The organism is Sphingomonas sp. Ant H11, assembly GCF_000797515.1.
GTDB lineage: Bacteria > Pseudomonadota > Alphaproteobacteria > Sphingomonadales > Sphingomonadaceae > Sphingomonas.
In genome coordinates this window covers 1-15,157 of record NZ_JSBN01000059.1, presented here as the reverse complement: position 1 = coordinate 15,157, position 15,157 = coordinate 1, and the positions used below count along the sequence as shown (strand labels likewise).

Below are 15,157 nucleotides of genomic sequence, written 5' to 3'. Positions count from 1 at the left end.
AGGCGGTGGCGGAAACCAAGACCGACGAATATCTCTCGGCGCTGTTTGCGGACTCCTACAAGCGTGAGTTGGACGCCGATGAGGCAATCTGGCGCTCGCTGCCGTTTTTCGCGGCGATCCTGGGCCTTGCCGTCGCCGTCCTGCCGAGCATTTATCGCTCGGCCTTTTCGGTGCGCGATCCGGGCTGGACGATCGCGGTGGTGTTTCTGTTGGTTGGATCGGTCGGGTGCTTTGTCATCGCGGGGCGCTGGTTTTGGGATGTCATCCGCCTGCGCGACTATCGTTATCCGCCCAATGATGTCGAAATCCTGGATTATGCGCAGACCTTGGGCACCTTCTATCAGGACATTGGCAAGAAAGCGGTCGAGCGAGACGGTCTGGTTCGCGACGATTTGCGGACGCTGATGATCGGTGAGTTCGCCGATGCCGCGACACGCAACAGGCGAAACAACGTTGCGAAGGCCAAGGCTCGGAGCCAGGTACTGCTATTCGTGATGACCGGCTTCCTGCTCGCATTCTGCGCGGAAGCGACTATATTGCTGGCAGAGGCGTTCACCACTCCGAGCGAGCGGTGCCGCCCTGGAGGTAAAGCCAATGCCGGATCTGCCCAAAACTGCCGAAACGCAGCGGCCCCCGCAAAAGCCGCTGCCGCCCAAGCACCATATCGTGCGCGAGGGCGCGAGCTTCACGCTGAAAAGCTTCAGCCCGCCCGCCCGCAAACCGGCGTAACGCCTTAACCGATCATGCGCAGGCGGCTAGGTGCCGCCCGCGCATGGCTCAGGCAGGCTCGCCGATCACGGTCTTGACTTCCATAAAGTCGGTCAGCCCGAACTTGCCGTTTTCCCGTCCATTGCCCGATTGCTTGTAGCCGCCGAACGGCGCGTTGCCGTCGGGGCTCCACGAATTGATCGTCACCAGCCCGGCGCGCAGCCGCGGTGCGATTTTGGCGGCCTTGGCGGGATCGCCCGAGATCGTTGCGGACAGGCCGTAGGGCGTGCCGTTGGCGATCTTCACCGCTTCCTCTTCGGTGTCATAGGCGATGATCGTGGCGACCGGGCCGAACACTTCCTCCTGCGCGATGCGCATGTCTGGAGTAACGTCGGCGAACAGCGTCGGCTTGATGTAATAGCCGACATTGCGTCCGTCGGGCCGCCCGGTACCGCCGGTGACCAGCGTCGCGCCTTCGTCGATCGCCGACTGGATCAGCCCCTGGATTTTGTCGAACTGCGCCTTGTTGACGACCGGGCCGATATGCGCGCCCATTTCGGCCGGGTCGCCCACTGGTGTGCCCTCCATCATCGCCTTGACGATGCCGGTGCGTCCGCGACCTGGCTTTTGTGCACCAGCAGGCGCGTGGGCGCGATGCAGCTTTGGCCCGAATTGGCGAGCACGCCTTGCACCGTCGGGGGCAGCACCGCTGCAAGATCGGCCCCTTCGATCACCAGATTGGCCGCCTTGCCGCCCAGTTCCTGATGCACGCGCTTGACCGTTGCCGCCGCCGACTGCGCGATCGCGATCCCTGCGCGAGTCGATCCGGTGAAGCTGACCATATCCACGTCCGGGTGCGCCGACAGCGCCGAGCCGACGCCCGCGCCATCGCCATTGACGAGGTTGAACACGCCCGCCGGCACGCCCGCGGCATCGAGGATTTCGGCCAGAATCACCGCGCAGCCGGGCGATTCCTCGCTTGGCTTCAGGATCATCGTGTCGCCTGCCGCAAGGGCAGGCGCGACCTTGGCGGTGACCTGGTTGAGCGGCCAGTTCCACGGCGTAATCATCGCGACGACGCCGAGGGGCTCATGCACCACGCGCGCGCGGCCGAGCTGTTCGTCGAACTGGAAGGCGTTGAGCGCCTTTAGCGTCGAGATGAAATGCCCAAGCCCGGCGGGGACTTGCGCTGCCGTGGCAAAGCCGATCGGTGCGCCCATTTCCTGGCTGACCGCCTGCGCGAGGTCGGGAATGCGCTTCTTATATTCCTCGATGATTCGCTCGAGCAGGGCGGCGCGTTCGGCGACGGTGGTCTGCGAGTAGGTCTCGAACGCTGTCCGCGCGGCGGCGACGGCGGCATCGACATCGGCGGCGGTGCCGAGCGCGATTTCGCTGCAGGGCTGCTCGGTCGCGGGGTTGATCACCGCGTGGCGCGTGCCGCCGATGCTGTCGACCCACGCACCGTTGATATACTGTTTGAGGTAGCTCTTCATCGCCGCTCTCCACCGTCTTGAATTTCTGGTACGCGACGACAAATGGAGCGGGGCGAAATAGGTTGCAACCCGAAACGTACGTCGTCGGTTAGGGCGGTTCGATAAGGAGATAGGCAGATGGCACGCGTTGCGCGGATCGACCGTATTGGTGGCCCCGAAGTGATCCAATGGGTCGATGTCAATTTGCCCGATCCCGGCCCCGGCGAGGTGCGGATGCGCAATGTCGCGGTCGGCCTGAACTTCATCGACGTGTATCACCGCAAGGGCGTTTATCCGGTCAACCTGCCGAGCGGCCTTGGCTCCGAAGCGGCGGGGGTGGTCGTGGCGGTTGGACCGGGGGTTACCGATTTTGCGCCGGGCGACCGCGTCGGCACGTTCGGCCCCGCGCTTGGTGCCTATGCGACCGAGCGTAACGTTCCCGCCAAGATCCTTCTGAAACTGCCCGACGATATTAGCGATCAGACCGCTGCCGCCGTGTTGCTCAAAGGGTGCACCACCGAATTTCTGGTCGAGCGCTGCGCGCGCGTACAGGCCGGACAGACCGTTCTGGTTCATGCGGCGGCAGGTGGCACCGGGCATTTGCTGGTCGGCTGGTTGAAGGCGATCGGTGCGACCGTGATCGGCACCGTTGGCAGCACGGAAAAGGCCGTACAGGCCAAGGCGGCGGGGGCCGACCACGTCTTGCTGCACAAGAGCGAAGATGTGGCGCAGCGCGTGCGCGAGTTGACCGACGGCGCGGGCGTGCCGATCATTTTCGACGGGGTCGGCATGGCGACCTGGGAGGTTTCGCTGGCGAGTGCCGCGCGGCGCGGGCTGATCGTCAGCTTCGGCAATGCCGGTGGCAAGGTGACCGGGGTCGACCTCGGCATCCTGTCGGCGCGCGGATCGCTGTTCGTCACCCGCCCGACGCTGTTCAGCTATTATGTCACGCCAGAGGAGCGCCAGGCCGGGATCGACCGCGTGTTCGCGATGCTGCGCTCAGGCGCGATCACCCCTGAAATCGGCCAGACCTTCGCACTGGAAGACGCTGCCGCCGCGCACCGCGCGCTGGAAGCCGGGGAGACGTGTGGAGCGACCGTGCTGACCGTGTAACCGCCTTGGGCATTTTGTCTCATCGCAGTCGGGGCGCGGGTTCCTATCTAGGCGGCAGCGAAAAGGTTGGATCAGACATGGCGGACACACAGACCGAGGGCGAAAAATGGCGCTGGATCTTCAAATCCGGTGCCAAGGGCCTGTGCCCGCGCTGCGGCAAGGGGCATATGTTCCGGTCATGGCTGAAGGTGGTCGATCGCTGCGAGGTGTGCGGGCTGGATTACAGCTTCGCCTCGCCCGATGACGGCCCCGCCTTCTTCTCGTTGTGCATCGTCGCGTTTCCGCTGCTGTTCGTGGTGGTGTGGTTCCAGGTGGCGTTCAGCCGCCTTTCTGGGTCCATGCCGTCACCTCGCTGCCGCTGATGCTGGCGGGATGCCTGTTGCCGCTACGCCCGATCAAAGGATGGCTGGTCGCCTCGCAATATGTGAACAAGGCGCATGAGGCGGGGACCGCGCAATTGTGGGGGCAGTTGAACGGGCGGACGGTGGAGAAGGGCGGGACCGCGTTTGATGAGTGAGGGGCGTCATAATATCCCGATGTCGTGCAGCCATTGCCTGACCTGTCCCGGCCATTCCGTGGTGATCGGATCGGCGGTTGGTCGCATCCCGAATGCATGGCCGCCCCTAGCATAGAGCCGTAGATCGACCGGCACGCCCGCGTCGTTCAGCGCAAGCGCATAGGCCATGGGCTGCCGGATATTGTCCACCGGATCGTTCATGGCGTGCAGGATGAGCGTCGGCGGTGCCTTCGGGCTGATCTTTACCCAAGGCTGCAATTCGAGGCTGTTCCGCCCCTTGCTGGTGTCCAGCATTCGCGCCGTGTAGGCGATGATGGCGAAGTCCGGCCGCGGGGATTGTTGATCTGCCGCGTCGGCAGGCGGATAGGTGCGGTCTTCCGTGTTGCTCATGTTCGCGGCGAGATAGGCACCTGCCGAAAAACCGATCACGCCGATCTTATGCGGATCGATTCCGTAGGTAGACGCGTCCTGTCGCAGCAAGCCCATCGCGCGCTGGGCGTCCTCCAAAGCCAGCAACACCTTTGGCCGCTGCTGTTTTCCGTTCTTCGCCGGCCAGGCTTGCGGCGTCCGGTATTTGAGCATGGCGCAGGTGATGCCCTGCTGGACCACCCACTCGCAGATTTCGGTGCCTTCCAAATCCGTCGCGACGACTTCAAAGCCGCCGCCCGGCAGGACCAACATCGCGGCACCGTTGTTTTGCCCCCTGGGGCGATAGACGGTCATGGTCGGTCGTGTGACATAGGTTGCCCAATGCCATTTGCGCCCGCCGACCAGACCGGTGCCATTGCCCGTTGCCTCGAGACGATCGCCGCTGTCGGGCTTGGCGAGGGCGACGTTCGCAGGCCATAGCGGCATCTGCACACCCTCGGCGGGGGCTTGCCATACGCCTTCGCGTTCGTCCTTTGGAATCTCGACACGAGCTGGCGTGCTATCGGACTTGGCAGTCTGCCCAGAGGCCGCTCCGGCGATGCAGGCTGCGAGGAGCGAGGGCATGACGAACCGGAACCGCGACACGCCGTATCTCCTGATTGAATGCGCAGCCTGTGGTTCAAGAATCGCTTGGTTGCACTACCCGAAGTTAGCCGCGCCCACGCGTCGCGCCAATCGCAACGTTCTCGATTGGGAACTTCGAGCGGGGCGTCAGTCGTGTGCACGGTAATTGCGAAACAGAAAAAGGGCGTCCGGATCGCTCCGGACGCCCTCCTAAAAATCGCGTCGTGGCAAAGCCACGCCGTCGGTCCTCGCTAGAGCGAGGCCGGCCGACAGCTCCTGTGGGGACTTTGGCTTCGCCTTGTCCCCACCGGCTGCCGGCACGGCAGCCTCAGTAGCTGTAGTACATATCGAATTCGACCGGGCTCGGCGTCATTTCCCACCGCGCCACGTCCTGCATCTTCAGCTCGATGTACGATTCGATCTGGTCCTTCGAGAACACATCGCCCTTGAGCAGGAAGTCGTGATCGGCGGCCAGGCTCTCGAGCGCTTCGCGGAGCGAACCGCAGACGGTCGGCACTTCGGCCAGTTCTGCCGGCGGCAGGTCGTACAGGTTCTTGTCCATCGCCTCACCCGGGTGGATGCGGTTCTGGATGCCGTCGAGGCCGGCCATGAACAGCGCCGCATAGCACAGATACGGGTTGGCCATCGCGTCGGGGAAGCGCACTTCGACGCGCTTTGCCTTGGGGCCGGTGCCATAGGGAATGCGGCACGAGGCCGAGCGGTTGCGCGCCGAATACGCGAGCAGCACGGGGGCTTCGTAACCCGGCACCAGGCGCTTATAGCTGTTGGTGGTCGGGTTGGTGAAGGCGTTCACCGCCTTGGCGTGCTTGATGATGCCGCCGATGAAATACAGGCAGGTGTCCGACAGGCCGGCATAGCCATTGCCCGCGAACAGCGGCTGGCCCTTGTCCCAGATCGACAGATGGGTGTGCATCCCCGAGCCGTTATCTTCCTTGATCGGCTTGGGCATGAAGGTGACGGTCTTGCCGTAAGCCTGCGCGACATTGTGGCAGACATATTTGTAGATTTGCATGCGGTCAGCGGTCAGCGTCATCGTGCCGAAAGTGAGGCCGAGCTCGTGCTGGGCAGCCGCCACTTCGTGGTGATGCTTGTCGCACGGCAGGCCCATTTCGAGCATGGTCGAAACCATTTCGCCGCGAATATCGACGGCGCTGTCGACCGGCGCGACCGGGAAGTAACCGCCCTTGGCGCGCGGACGGTGGCCGAGGTTGCCGCCTTCATACGAGGTGCCGGTGTTGGTGGGCAGCTCGATATCGTCGATCTTGTAATAGCTGGTCGAATAGCTGTTCTCGAACTGGACGTTGTCGAACATGAAGAATTCGGCTTCCGGCCCGATATACACGGTGTCGCCGATGCCGGTGGTCTTCAGATACGCCTCGGCGCGCTTGGCGGTCGAGCGCGGATCGCGGGCATAGAGTTCGCCGGTCGAGGGCTCGACGATGTCGCACACCAGGATCAGCATCGGCGTTGCCGAGAACGGATCGGTCCACACGGCGTCCAGATCGGGCTTCAGGATCATGTCGGATTCGTTGATCGCCTTCCAGCCCTCGATCGAGGAGCCGTCGAACATGAAGCCGTCGGTCAGCTCATCTTCGCCGACAACGCCGGCGACCATCGTCAAATGCTGCCATTTGCCCTTGGGATCGGTGAAGCGCAGATCGACCCACTCGATCTCCTGCTCCTTGATCATCTTCAGTACGTCGCTCGCAGTGTTTGGAGCCGAATTCGCCATGTCCCCACGCCCTTTCGTTATCGATCAATAGCCCGAGCAATTCGGGAATCACATTCCACTAGGATGATCGCGTTGTCACAAGATATTGCGCTGCGTCAAATGGCATCCTCGTCGCGTTCGCCGGTGCGGATGCGCAGCGCGGTTTCGACCGGAATGACGAAGATCTTGCCGTCGCCGATGCGCCCGGTCTGCGCGGCAGCGGCAATGGCTTCGACGACGCGTTCCGCCAGCGAATCCTCCACCACCACTTCGAGTTTTACCTTGGGCAGGAAGTCGACCACATATTCCGCGCCGCGATACAGTTCGGTATGCCCCTTTTGACGACCGAACCCCTTGGCTTCGGTCACCGTGATGCCGCTGACGCCAACCTCGTGCAGCGCCTCCTTCACCTCATCGAGTTTGAACGGCTTGATGATCGCCTCGATCTTTTTCACGCAGCACGCACTCCCATTCTGTCGGTTCACCTTACAACATCCGTGCCAGCCGCGCGAGGGGCGCAAAAGCGCGGGCGGACCCGGTCGGCACCCATGTCACGATGCTCAACAAATGGGCAGGAGGCGGGGGAATTGCCGGATTGGCAGGCACGACGATGCCGTCGCGCATGCGAGTGCGCGTGGTCGCGTCGGCTCGATTGAACCAAAAAAGATGAAATAAAAAACTTCTGCACCCGCAAGAAATTTATCGAAGGAGTGATGTTGGTTCAGCTGCTTACGCGACAAAAGCGGCTTTGGACTCAAAGAGAGAAATGATACTCTTCGGAGGTCGAGTCGGGAGTCGTGCATTATACCCTTGAAGGGCGTTCAAGGGCGTCAGTGTAAGAATTATACCGAAAATGTACGATGCGCGTAACGACTCAATCCTCGACGTGTTGTTTTATTCTCTCAAGAAGCAGGAGATAAACCATGTCTGAAGCAGTAGGTCTTTATCAAGTAAAGCTGTTGGTCCAGCTCGGCGTTGAGCCGATCGTCGGTGCTCCCACCTTGCATTTGTCGCTGCTGGTCAATGCGGTTTCTGGTCAAATCCATGGCACGGCGCACATTACGCAGTCGCTGCCGCCGCCCTACGGATCGATCGAATTTCCCGTCAGCGGCGTGCTGCATCATACCGGTTTCGGGCACGATACACGGCTTATCGCGCTGCATGGTGAATATGTCGTGTCGGTGCCGCCGCCCGCGATCGGCAGCTATCTGGCGCACTTCTCGGCGGCGCTGGCCGTCGATGCGGAATGGAACGGCGTTGGCACTTATACCTATGGTAACCACACCATTACGCACGGCACGGTAAGCAAAGTCAGCTGAACCTAGCGGCAGCGTGGGGCGGGGCCGCCTCGCCCCATGCTGCCTTTCGGATGTCTCGCTAAGACCGATCGGGGATCAAATTTCAATAAGGCGGCTTGTCGAACCCGCCGGGGCTGAGCGTGAAGATCTCGCAGCCGGTCTCGGTGATGCCGATCGAATGTTCGAACTGCGCCGACAGCGAACGGTCGCGCGTCACCGCCGTCCAGCCATCGTCGAGCACCTTCACGTCGGGGCGACCGGTGTTGATCATCGGCTCGATCGTGAAGATCATGCCGGGCTTCAGTTCGGGGCCGGTGCCGGGGCGACCGGCATGGACCACTTCGGGCGCATCATGGAACAGGCGGCCGACGCCGTGGCCGCAGAAATCGCGCACCACACCATAGCGGTGCTTTTCGGCGTGGCGCTGGATCACGTCGCCAATGTCGCCCAGATGGTTGCCCGGCTTGGCGGCTTCGATGCCGAGCATCAGGCATTCATAGGTTACCTCGACCAGCCGCTTCGCTTTGATCGGCACGTCGCCGATCAAATACATGCGGCTGCTATCGCCGTGCCAGCCGTCGAGCAACGGGGTGACGTCGACATTGACGATGTCGCCATTTTTCAACGTCTTGTCGCTGGGAATGCGTGGCACAGACATGATTGGTCGAGATACAGCTCGAATGCGTATAGCCACGATAGCCCAGCGTTGCGGGCACGCCGCCGCGTTCGACGATGAAACGGCGGATCATCGCGTCCAGTTCGGCGGTGGCCATGCCGGGCACCATGTGCGGCACGATCATGTCGAGCGCTTCGGCGGCGAGTTTTCCGGCGGCACGCATACCTGCAAAGGCTTCGGGCCCATGAAGCTTGATGGCACCGGTACGGGCGGTGGGCGCGTCGGCGGTTACGGTTACATATTCGGTCATCCCCGCGATATAGCGAAGCCGCTTGGGCTTTGCGAGGGCCACGATGCGGGCTATGCGGGAAGCATGACGACACGCATCTGGACGGCCGCGCTGGCGGTGATCGGCGACGAGATCCTGTCGGGCCGCACGCAGGACAAGAATATCGCGCAAATCGCGACCTGGCTGAACGTGCAGGGCATCCGGCTGGCCGAGGTGCGCGTTGTGCCCGACAAGACCGCAGCGATCGTCGAGGCGGTCAACGTGCTGCGCGCGCGCAACGATTACCTGTTCACCACCGGTGGCATCGGCCCGACGCATGACGACATCACCGTCGATGCCATTGCCGAGGCGCTCGGCGTCCCGGTGGTCCACCACCCGCAAGCGGTGGCGGTGCTGGAGGCCTATTACACCACGCGCGGCGGCCTGACCGAGGCGCGCAAGCGCATGGCGCGCGTGCCCGAAGGGGCCGACCTGATCGAGAACCGCATGTCGGGCGCGCCGGGCATCCGCGTCGGCAATATTTTCATCATGGCCGGCGTACCGCACATAACGGCGGGGATGCTCGACGCGCTGACCGGCACGCTGGAGGGCGGGTTGCCGGTGCTGTCGCGCACGATCGGCTGCTGGGTCGGCGAGAGCGAAATCGCCGACCTGCTGCGCGAGGCCGAAAAAAGCCATGAGGGCGTGGCAATTGGGAGTTATCCCTTCTTTCGCGACGGGCGCACCGGTGCCAATTTCGTGGTGCGCGCGACCGACGCCGCGCTGGCCGACCGCTGTATCGCGGACTTGACGCGCGCGTTGGAGGCGACCGGGCGGACGGTTGTGGCGGGCGGGATTTGAAGGACAGGAGCGACATGATGAAACGTATCTGTGTGGCGATGATCCTGACGGCGGCGCTGGCATCGTGCGATGGCAGCCCCAGCGGCAGCGACAAGCCCGCCGCCGCAGCGACGCATGATCCGATGGAAGCGAAGATCGACGCGTTGTCGCCCTCGTTACAGCAGACGACGATGTTCCGTGCGATCCGCGACGGCGGCTATACCTGCCAGAAGATCGTGCGGATGGAGAAGCACGCGCCGATCGACGGCAAGGCGACCTGGATCGCCGAATGCGACGACCACGGCCAATATGTCATCGCCTTGCAGCCAGGCGGCATCTTCTGGGTAAGCGGCGTACCCCAGCCCAAGAAGCGCTAGAAAAGACCATATCGCGTGAACGGATGAAGCATAGCGGCCATGCTCGGCATGGTTCCGTCTAGGGGAAAGCACGCATAGCAGAAGCTGGGGCGGCGCGGCATTGCTCCTGTCATCGCGCGCGCACCCTGCGCTGTCGGCAGGATCGTGTCGCCGGTGACACGGTGTCGGGGAAAGCCATCATGATGACGCCCGGACCCGCTGGTCTCTCGCCTGCCGAAGCCGTCGATCGTCTGGTGCGCGACGGGCCCAATGCCTTGCCCCGCGCCGGGCGGCGCTCGACCTTTCATATCGCGTTCGAGGTGGTGCAGGAGCCGATGTTCGCGTTGCTGCTGGCAGGCGGCATGGCTTACCTGTTGCTGGGCGATTTGACCGAGGCGTTGATCCTGCTGGCCTTTGCCAGTTTTTCGGTGGTCGTCACCGTCGTGCAGGAAACCCGCACTGAACGGGTGCTGGAGGCACTGCGCGATCTCTCCGCACCCAGCGCCCTGGTCGTTCGCGGGGGCGAGCGGTTGCGCATTCCGGGGCGCGAGGTGGTGTGCGGCGATCTGCTGGTGCTGGAGCAGGGGGATCGCATCGCCGCCGATGGACGCTTGCTCAGCGCGGACGATCTTCAGGCCGATGAATCATTGTTGACCGGCGAGTCTTTGGCGGTCGGCAAGGCGGTTCAAGCCGACGCTCCATCAGCCGATCACCGTCCGGGCGGCGAGGATCAGCCCTATGTCTATTCGGGCACGCTGGTCGCGCGGGGCAGCGGCATCGCCGAGGTGACCGCGACGGGCCCTCGCAGCGAAATCGGCAAGATCGGCCAGTCGCTCGCCACGCTCGATACCGAAGCGCCGCGGCTCCAGCGCGAAACCACTCGCATCGTCACCTGGTGCGCGATCGGCGGGGGCGCGGTGGCGCTGGCGGTGGTGGTGCTGTTCGGCCTGCTGCGCGGCGGCTGGATCGAGGCGATCCTCGCCGGGATCGCGATCGGCATGTCGATGCTGCCCGAGGAATTTCCGGTCGTGCTCACTATCTTCCTGGCGATGGGGGCGTGGCGGATCGGCGCGGTCGGCGTGCTGACGCGGCGCGCGGCGGCGATCGAGACGCTGGGGTCGGCAACCGTGCTGTGTACCGACAAGACCGGTACGCTGACCGAAAACCGCATGTCGGTGGTCGCTTTGTGGCTGGCCTCGGGCGAGGATGCGACGCTGGGGGAGGCACCTTGCGCCTTTGCCGATTACGGGCCGATCGTGTGCATGGCCGCGCTGGCCAGCGCGGTGGAACCGTCCGACCCGATGGAAATCGCGCTGCATCAGGCGCATGTCGAAGTCTGCGCGCCGACGGGGCCTGACTGGACGCACGTCCACGGTTATGCGCTGCGGCCCGATCTGCTCGCCATGTCCAATGTCTGGCGCACCGATGACGACCGGCTGATCGTCGCGACCAAGGGCGCACCCGAGGCGATTGCCGATTTGTGCAAGCTGGCACCCGGTGAACGCGACCGTATGACGCTGGCGGTGGATCGGATGGCCGCGCGCGGCATTCGCGTGCTCGGCGTGGCGACGGCGGTCGCCGCCAATACCGATTGGCCGGAAACGCAGGCGGGCTTTGCGTTCGAATTGGTCGGTTTGGTCGGGCTGGCCGATCCGCTGCGCCCGACGGTGAAGGCGGCTGTTGCCGAATGCCGCTCAGCGGGAATCCGCGTGGCGATGATTACGGGGGATTATGCCGCCACCGCCAAGGCGATCGCGGCGCAGGCGGGAATCGCCGATGGGGACATGCTGACCGGCGATGAACTGGCGGCGCTCGACGATGCCGCGCTTGCCGTGCGGTTGAAGACGGTAACGGTGTTCGCCCGCATCATGCCCGAACAGAAATTGCGCATCGTTCAGGCGTTCAAAGCCGATGGCGAAGTGGTGGCAATGACTGGGGACGGGGTCAACGACGCGCCCTCGCTAAAGGCGGCGCACATCGGCATCGCGATGGGCAAGCGCGGCACCGATGTCGCGCGCGAGGCGGCGGCGATCGTGCTGCTCGACGACGATTTCGGCGCAATCGTGCAGGCAGTGGCGCTCGGTCGACGGATTTACGACAATATCCGCAAGGCGATGGCGTTCATCTTCGCGGTGCATGTGCCGATCGCGGGGCTGGCGTTGCTGCCGCTGGTGTTTGGCATGCCGATTCTGTTCGGGCCAATCCATATCGCCTTGCTGGAAATGGTGATCGATCCCGTCTGCGCGCTTGTGTTCGAGGCCGAGCGCGGGGAAAGAGACATCATGCAACGCCCGCCGCGCGACCCGAACGAACCGCTCTTCTCCGTGACGATGATCGCGTGGGGCGTGTTTCAGGGCGGGTTGGCCTTTGCCATGCTGGCAACCGTGTTCCTGCTGGAAGTGCGCGGCGGTATGCCCGAAGTGGAGGTCCGCGCGCTGGTGTTCTTCGCGCTGATCGCCGAAATTTTGGCACTCATTCTCGTCAACCGCTCGTTCGGCGCGTCGATCATCGAGGCCTTTGCGCGACACAATAGCGCGCTGCGCGCCGTGCTGGCGGCGATCGTCGTCATCGCCAGTCTGATCTTCTTCCTGCCCGCCGCGCAAATCTTGCTGAAATTCGGGTCGATCGCGTGGATCGACATGGTGTTCGCAGTCGGTTTGGGGGCGGGGCTGCTGGTGCTGCTCGAACTGTGCAAGCCGGTCGTGCGCTCGATCATGCGGCGTGGCGCAATCGCGCGTCCGGCGGCGGCATGACCGCACCCGATTTGCGCGGCTTCTCCCTGGAACGCGGGTTCTTCCTCGCGTTTCTCATTATCGTGTCGCTGGTCTTCGCGTGGCTCATCGCGCCCTTTTTCGGTGCGATCGTGTGGGCGGTGGTCGCCGCGATCGTGTTCGCCCCGCTGACCGACTGGTTGACCGCCAGGCTTGGGGGTCGCCGCAATGTTGCGACGGTGTTGACGCTGTTGGTCATCCTGCTCGCGGTGATCTTGCCGACGGTGCTGCTGGGCGGCGCGCTGCTGCAACAGGCGGCGGGGCTCTACGCCAAGATCAAGTCGGGCAAGATCGATTTCGATCTCGTGTTCTTCCAGGTCGAGGGGCGCTTGCCGAACTGGGTCCAACAGCAACTGGCGGGCTATGGCCTCACCGATTTCGCCGCGGTGCGCGCGCGGATCGCGGACGGAGCGGTCAAGAGCTTTGATTCGCTGGCGGGGCGCGCGTTCAGCCTCGGGCAGAGCGTGTTCGGGCTTTTGGCGACGCTCGGCATCATGTTGTACCTCTGCTTCTTCCTGTTGCGCGACGGGCGCGAGATCGTCGCCAAGGTCGAACATGCCATTCCGCTGCTTCCGGAATATCGCCGCGCGCTGTTCGACAAATTCGCCGCCGTCGTGCGCGCGACGATCAAGGGCAGCCTGGTCGTCGCGGTGTTGCAGGGGATGATCGGCGGGCTGATCGTGTGGGCGCTCGGCATTGGCGGCGCGCTGCTGTGGGGCGTGCTGATGGGCGCGTTCTCGCTGCTGCCCGCGATCGGTACGGGCATCGTGTGGGTGCCGATGGCGCTCTATCTGCTCGCAACTGGCGCGATCTGGCAGGGGATTGCGCTGGCGCTGTGCGGGTTTTTCATCATCAGCAGCGTCGACAATGTGGTGAAGCCGATCCTGGTTGGCCGCGACACGCAAATGCCCGACTATGTTGTGCTGATTTCGACCTTTGGCGGCCTGGAACTGTTCGGGTTTAACGGGCTGGTGGTCGGCCCGGTGATCGCGGCGATGTTCATCGCCACGTGGGAGATTTTCTCGCGATCGCGCGACGCTCACCGGGGTATCGACGTCCGCTGATGCGCGTGGCGTGATGGGCGGCTGGGCCTGATCGCAATGCCTTTCAGCCCCTCCGCACAGACCAGATAGGCGACCACCACCGCAACGATCCCGCCCGTCATCGCCAGTGGCGGTGTCTGGAAACCCAGCCAGTGCGCCAGCGGGGTGAAGGGTAAAATGAGCGCCACCAGCAACGCGCCCAGGGATGTCATCGTCAGGATCGGGCTCGCGCGGTTTGCCCACGGCCTGCCATTGGTGCGGATGATGAAGATCACCAGCACCTGTGTCGCCATCGATTCCAGAAACCACGCGGTACGGAATTCAGGCGGTGCGGCATGGAACAGCAGCACCAGCCCGGCAAAGGTGAGTAAGTCGAACAGCGAGGAGAGCGGCCCCATGATCGCCGCGAATTTTACGAGGTCGCGCAAGTTCCACACTTGTGGCTTCGCAATCGCCTCGGCGCGGACGGTGTCGAACGGAATGCCGATTTCGGACACGTCGTAGAGCAGGTTGTTGAGCAGGATCTGCGTCGGCAACATCGGCAGGAACGGCAGGAAGAACGACGCCACCGCCATCGACAGCATGTTGCCGAAGTTCGAACTGGCCCCCATGCGGATGTATTTCAGGATGTTGGCGAAGGTCCGCCGCCCTTCTTCCACGCCGTCCGCGACCACCGCGAGATCGCTGTCGAGCAGGATCATGTCGGCGGCCGCCTGCGCGACGCCGGTTGCGCCCGCGACCGACAGGCCGATATCGGCCCCTTTGAGCGCCGGGGCATCGTTGATGCCATCGCCCAGATAGCCGACCACCGCTCCGCGCGCCTGCAATGCCCGCACGATGCGGGATTTCTGGTCGGGCGCGAGCCGCCCATAGGCATCGACATGCCGCACCTGCACCGCGAGCGCGTCGTCGGACAGATGCGCGATGTCCGAGCCCGACAATACGCGGTCGGCCTTCATGCCGACCAGCGCGGCCAGCCGCTTGACCACCACCGGATCGTCGCCCGACAGGATCTTCAGTCGGATTCCCGCTGCCGCCAGGCGGGCGATGGCTGCGGCGGCGGTTGCCTTGGGCGGATCGGCAAAGGCACACAGACCCTCGAAGACGAGGCCGGTTTCATCCGCTGCCGACACGGTTTGCGCAGGGGCGGTCCAGACGCGCGACGCCACGGCGATCGTGCGCAAGCCTTCCTGCCCGGCCAATGCCGTGACTTGCGCCAGCGCGGCGGCGCGTTCCTTCGGACCCATCACGCTGCCCCCATGACTCGACGTGCACAAGGCGAGGACGGCTTCGGGCGCACCCTTGGCAATGAGGATCGTGCCATCGGGGCCAGTCGCGACCACAGATCCCAGCCGCCGCGCAAAGTCGAAGGCGTGGCGTCCGAGCAGCGTCCAGCCCGCATCCGCATCGGGCGCGGCGGCGAGCAACGC

General features: G+C 63.9%; 11 protein-coding genes and 3 pseudogenes. 8 read left to right on the top strand and 6 right to left on the bottom strand.

From position 1 onward, the window contains the following. The first annotated feature begins 5 nt into the window (after positions 1-5). Positions 6-737: a hypothetical protein gene (locus NW75_RS11825; RefSeq protein WP_033965428.1), complete on the top strand. Its 732-nt coding sequence runs from the start codon at positions 6-8 to the stop codon at positions 735-737. A gap of 40 nt (positions 738-777) precedes the next feature. Here NW75_RS11825 and NW75_RS11820 read toward each other — a convergent pair. Then, positions 778-2,201: pseudogene (locus NW75_RS11820) on the bottom strand (aldehyde dehydrogenase family protein). Between the two features lie 117 nt (positions 2,202-2,318). Between NW75_RS11820 and NW75_RS11815 the strand changes: the two are divergent. Together NW75_RS11815 and NW75_RS11810 are read left to right on the top strand one after the other, a co-directional pair. Next, positions 2,319-3,293, top strand: a complete 975-nt coding sequence (locus tag NW75_RS11815) for a quinone oxidoreductase family protein (RefSeq protein ID WP_033965427.1) — start codon at positions 2,319-2,321, stop codon at positions 3,291-3,293. A gap of 77 nt (positions 3,294-3,370) precedes the next feature. Then, positions 3,371-3,810: pseudogene (locus NW75_RS11810) on the top strand (DUF983 domain-containing protein). Positions 3,811-3,816: 6 nt separating this feature from the next. Here the strand turns inward: NW75_RS11810 and NW75_RS11805 are convergent. From NW75_RS11805 to NW75_RS11795, 3 genes are all read right to left on the bottom strand, one after another. Next, positions 3,817-4,533 carry an alpha/beta hydrolase gene (locus NW75_RS11805; RefSeq protein ID WP_231565163.1) on the bottom strand — a complete coding sequence of 239 codons (717 nt, stop codon included), beginning with the start codon at positions 4,531-4,533 and terminating at the stop codon, positions 3,817-3,819. 598 nt (positions 4,534-5,131) lie between these two features. Beyond that, a complete protein-coding gene (gene glnA / locus NW75_RS11800) occupies positions 5,132-6,556 on the bottom strand; it encodes a type I glutamate--ammonia ligase (RefSeq protein WP_033965426.1) in 1,425 nt (474 codons plus the stop codon). A gap of 95 nt (positions 6,557-6,651) precedes the next feature. Beyond that, on the bottom strand, positions 6,652-6,990 hold the full coding sequence (locus NW75_RS11795; RefSeq protein WP_033965448.1) for a P-II family nitrogen regulator: 339 nt from the start codon (positions 6,988-6,990) through the stop codon (positions 6,652-6,654). A 468-nt stretch (positions 6,991-7,458) separates the two neighbouring features. On the opposite strand from NW75_RS11795, the gene NW75_RS11790 reads away from it, so the two are divergent. Continuing rightward, complete coding sequence (locus NW75_RS11790) at positions 7,459-7,854, top strand: DUF1842 domain-containing protein (protein WP_033965425.1); 396 nt, start codon at positions 7,459-7,461, stop codon at positions 7,852-7,854. A gap of 82 nt (positions 7,855-7,936) precedes the next feature. Here the strand turns inward: NW75_RS11790 and map are convergent. Beyond that, a pseudogene (map, locus tag NW75_RS11785) lies at positions 7,937-8,759 on the bottom strand (type I methionyl aminopeptidase). A gap of 63 nt (positions 8,760-8,822) precedes the next feature. Between map and NW75_RS11780 the strand changes: the two are divergent. The 4 genes from NW75_RS11780 (at position 8,823) to NW75_RS11765 (ending at position 13,748) form a co-directional block, all read left to right on the top strand. After that, positions 8,823-9,578, top strand: a complete 756-nt coding sequence (locus NW75_RS11780; RefSeq protein WP_033965424.1) for a competence/damage-inducible protein A — start codon at positions 8,823-8,825, stop codon at positions 9,576-9,578. 17 nt (positions 9,579-9,595) lie between these two features. Beyond that, complete coding sequence (locus NW75_RS11775) at positions 9,596-9,934, top strand: hypothetical protein (protein ID WP_231565162.1); 339 nt, start codon at positions 9,596-9,598, stop codon at positions 9,932-9,934. A gap of 179 nt (positions 9,935-10,113) precedes the next feature. Next, entirely contained in the window at positions 10,114-12,666 is a 2,553-nt protein-coding gene (locus NW75_RS11770; RefSeq protein ID WP_197057798.1) for a cation-translocating P-type ATPase, read from the top strand. Further along, positions 12,663-13,748 (top strand): AI-2E family transporter, encoded by a 1,086-nt coding sequence (locus tag NW75_RS11765; RefSeq protein ID WP_033965445.1) that lies wholly within the window; start codon positions 12,663-12,665, stop codon positions 13,746-13,748. Before NW75_RS11770 ends, NW75_RS11765 begins: the two co-directional genes overlap by 4 nt. Here the strand turns inward: NW75_RS11765 and NW75_RS11760 are convergent. Further along, positions 13,724-15,157: HAD-IC family P-type ATPase (locus NW75_RS11760; protein WP_033965423.1), on the bottom strand; the 1,434-nt coding region annotated here is incomplete at its 5' end. The genes NW75_RS11765 and NW75_RS11760 overlap by 25 nt on opposite strands.

Bases quoted from the DNA above. Each gene is read 5' to 3' on its own strand.
- NW75_RS11815 (WP_033965427.1), top strand. From the start codon at position 2,319: ATGGCACGCGTTGCGCGGATCGACCGTATTGGTGGCCCCGAAGTGATC.
- NW75_RS11805 (WP_231565163.1), bottom strand. From the start codon at position 4,533: ATGACCGTCTATCGCCCCAGGGGGCAAAACAACGGTGCCGCGATGTTG.
- glnA (WP_033965426.1), bottom strand. From the start codon at position 6,556: ATGGCGAATTCGGCTCCAAACACTGCGAGCGACGTACTGAAGATGATC.
- NW75_RS11790 (WP_033965425.1), top strand. From the start codon at position 7,459: ATGTCTGAAGCAGTAGGTCTTTATCAAGTAAAGCTGTTGGTCCAGCTC.
- NW75_RS11780 (WP_033965424.1), top strand. From the start codon at position 8,823: ATGACGACACGCATCTGGACGGCCGCGCTGGCGGTGATCGGCGACGAG.
- NW75_RS11775 (WP_231565162.1), top strand. From the start codon at position 9,596: ATGAAACGTATCTGTGTGGCGATGATCCTGACGGCGGCGCTGGCATCG.
- NW75_RS11770 (WP_197057798.1), top strand. From the start codon at position 10,114: ATGATGACGCCCGGACCCGCTGGTCTCTCGCCTGCCGAAGCCGTCGAT.
- NW75_RS11765 (WP_033965445.1), top strand. From the start codon at position 12,663: ATGACCGCACCCGATTTGCGCGGCTTCTCCCTGGAACGCGGGTTCTTC.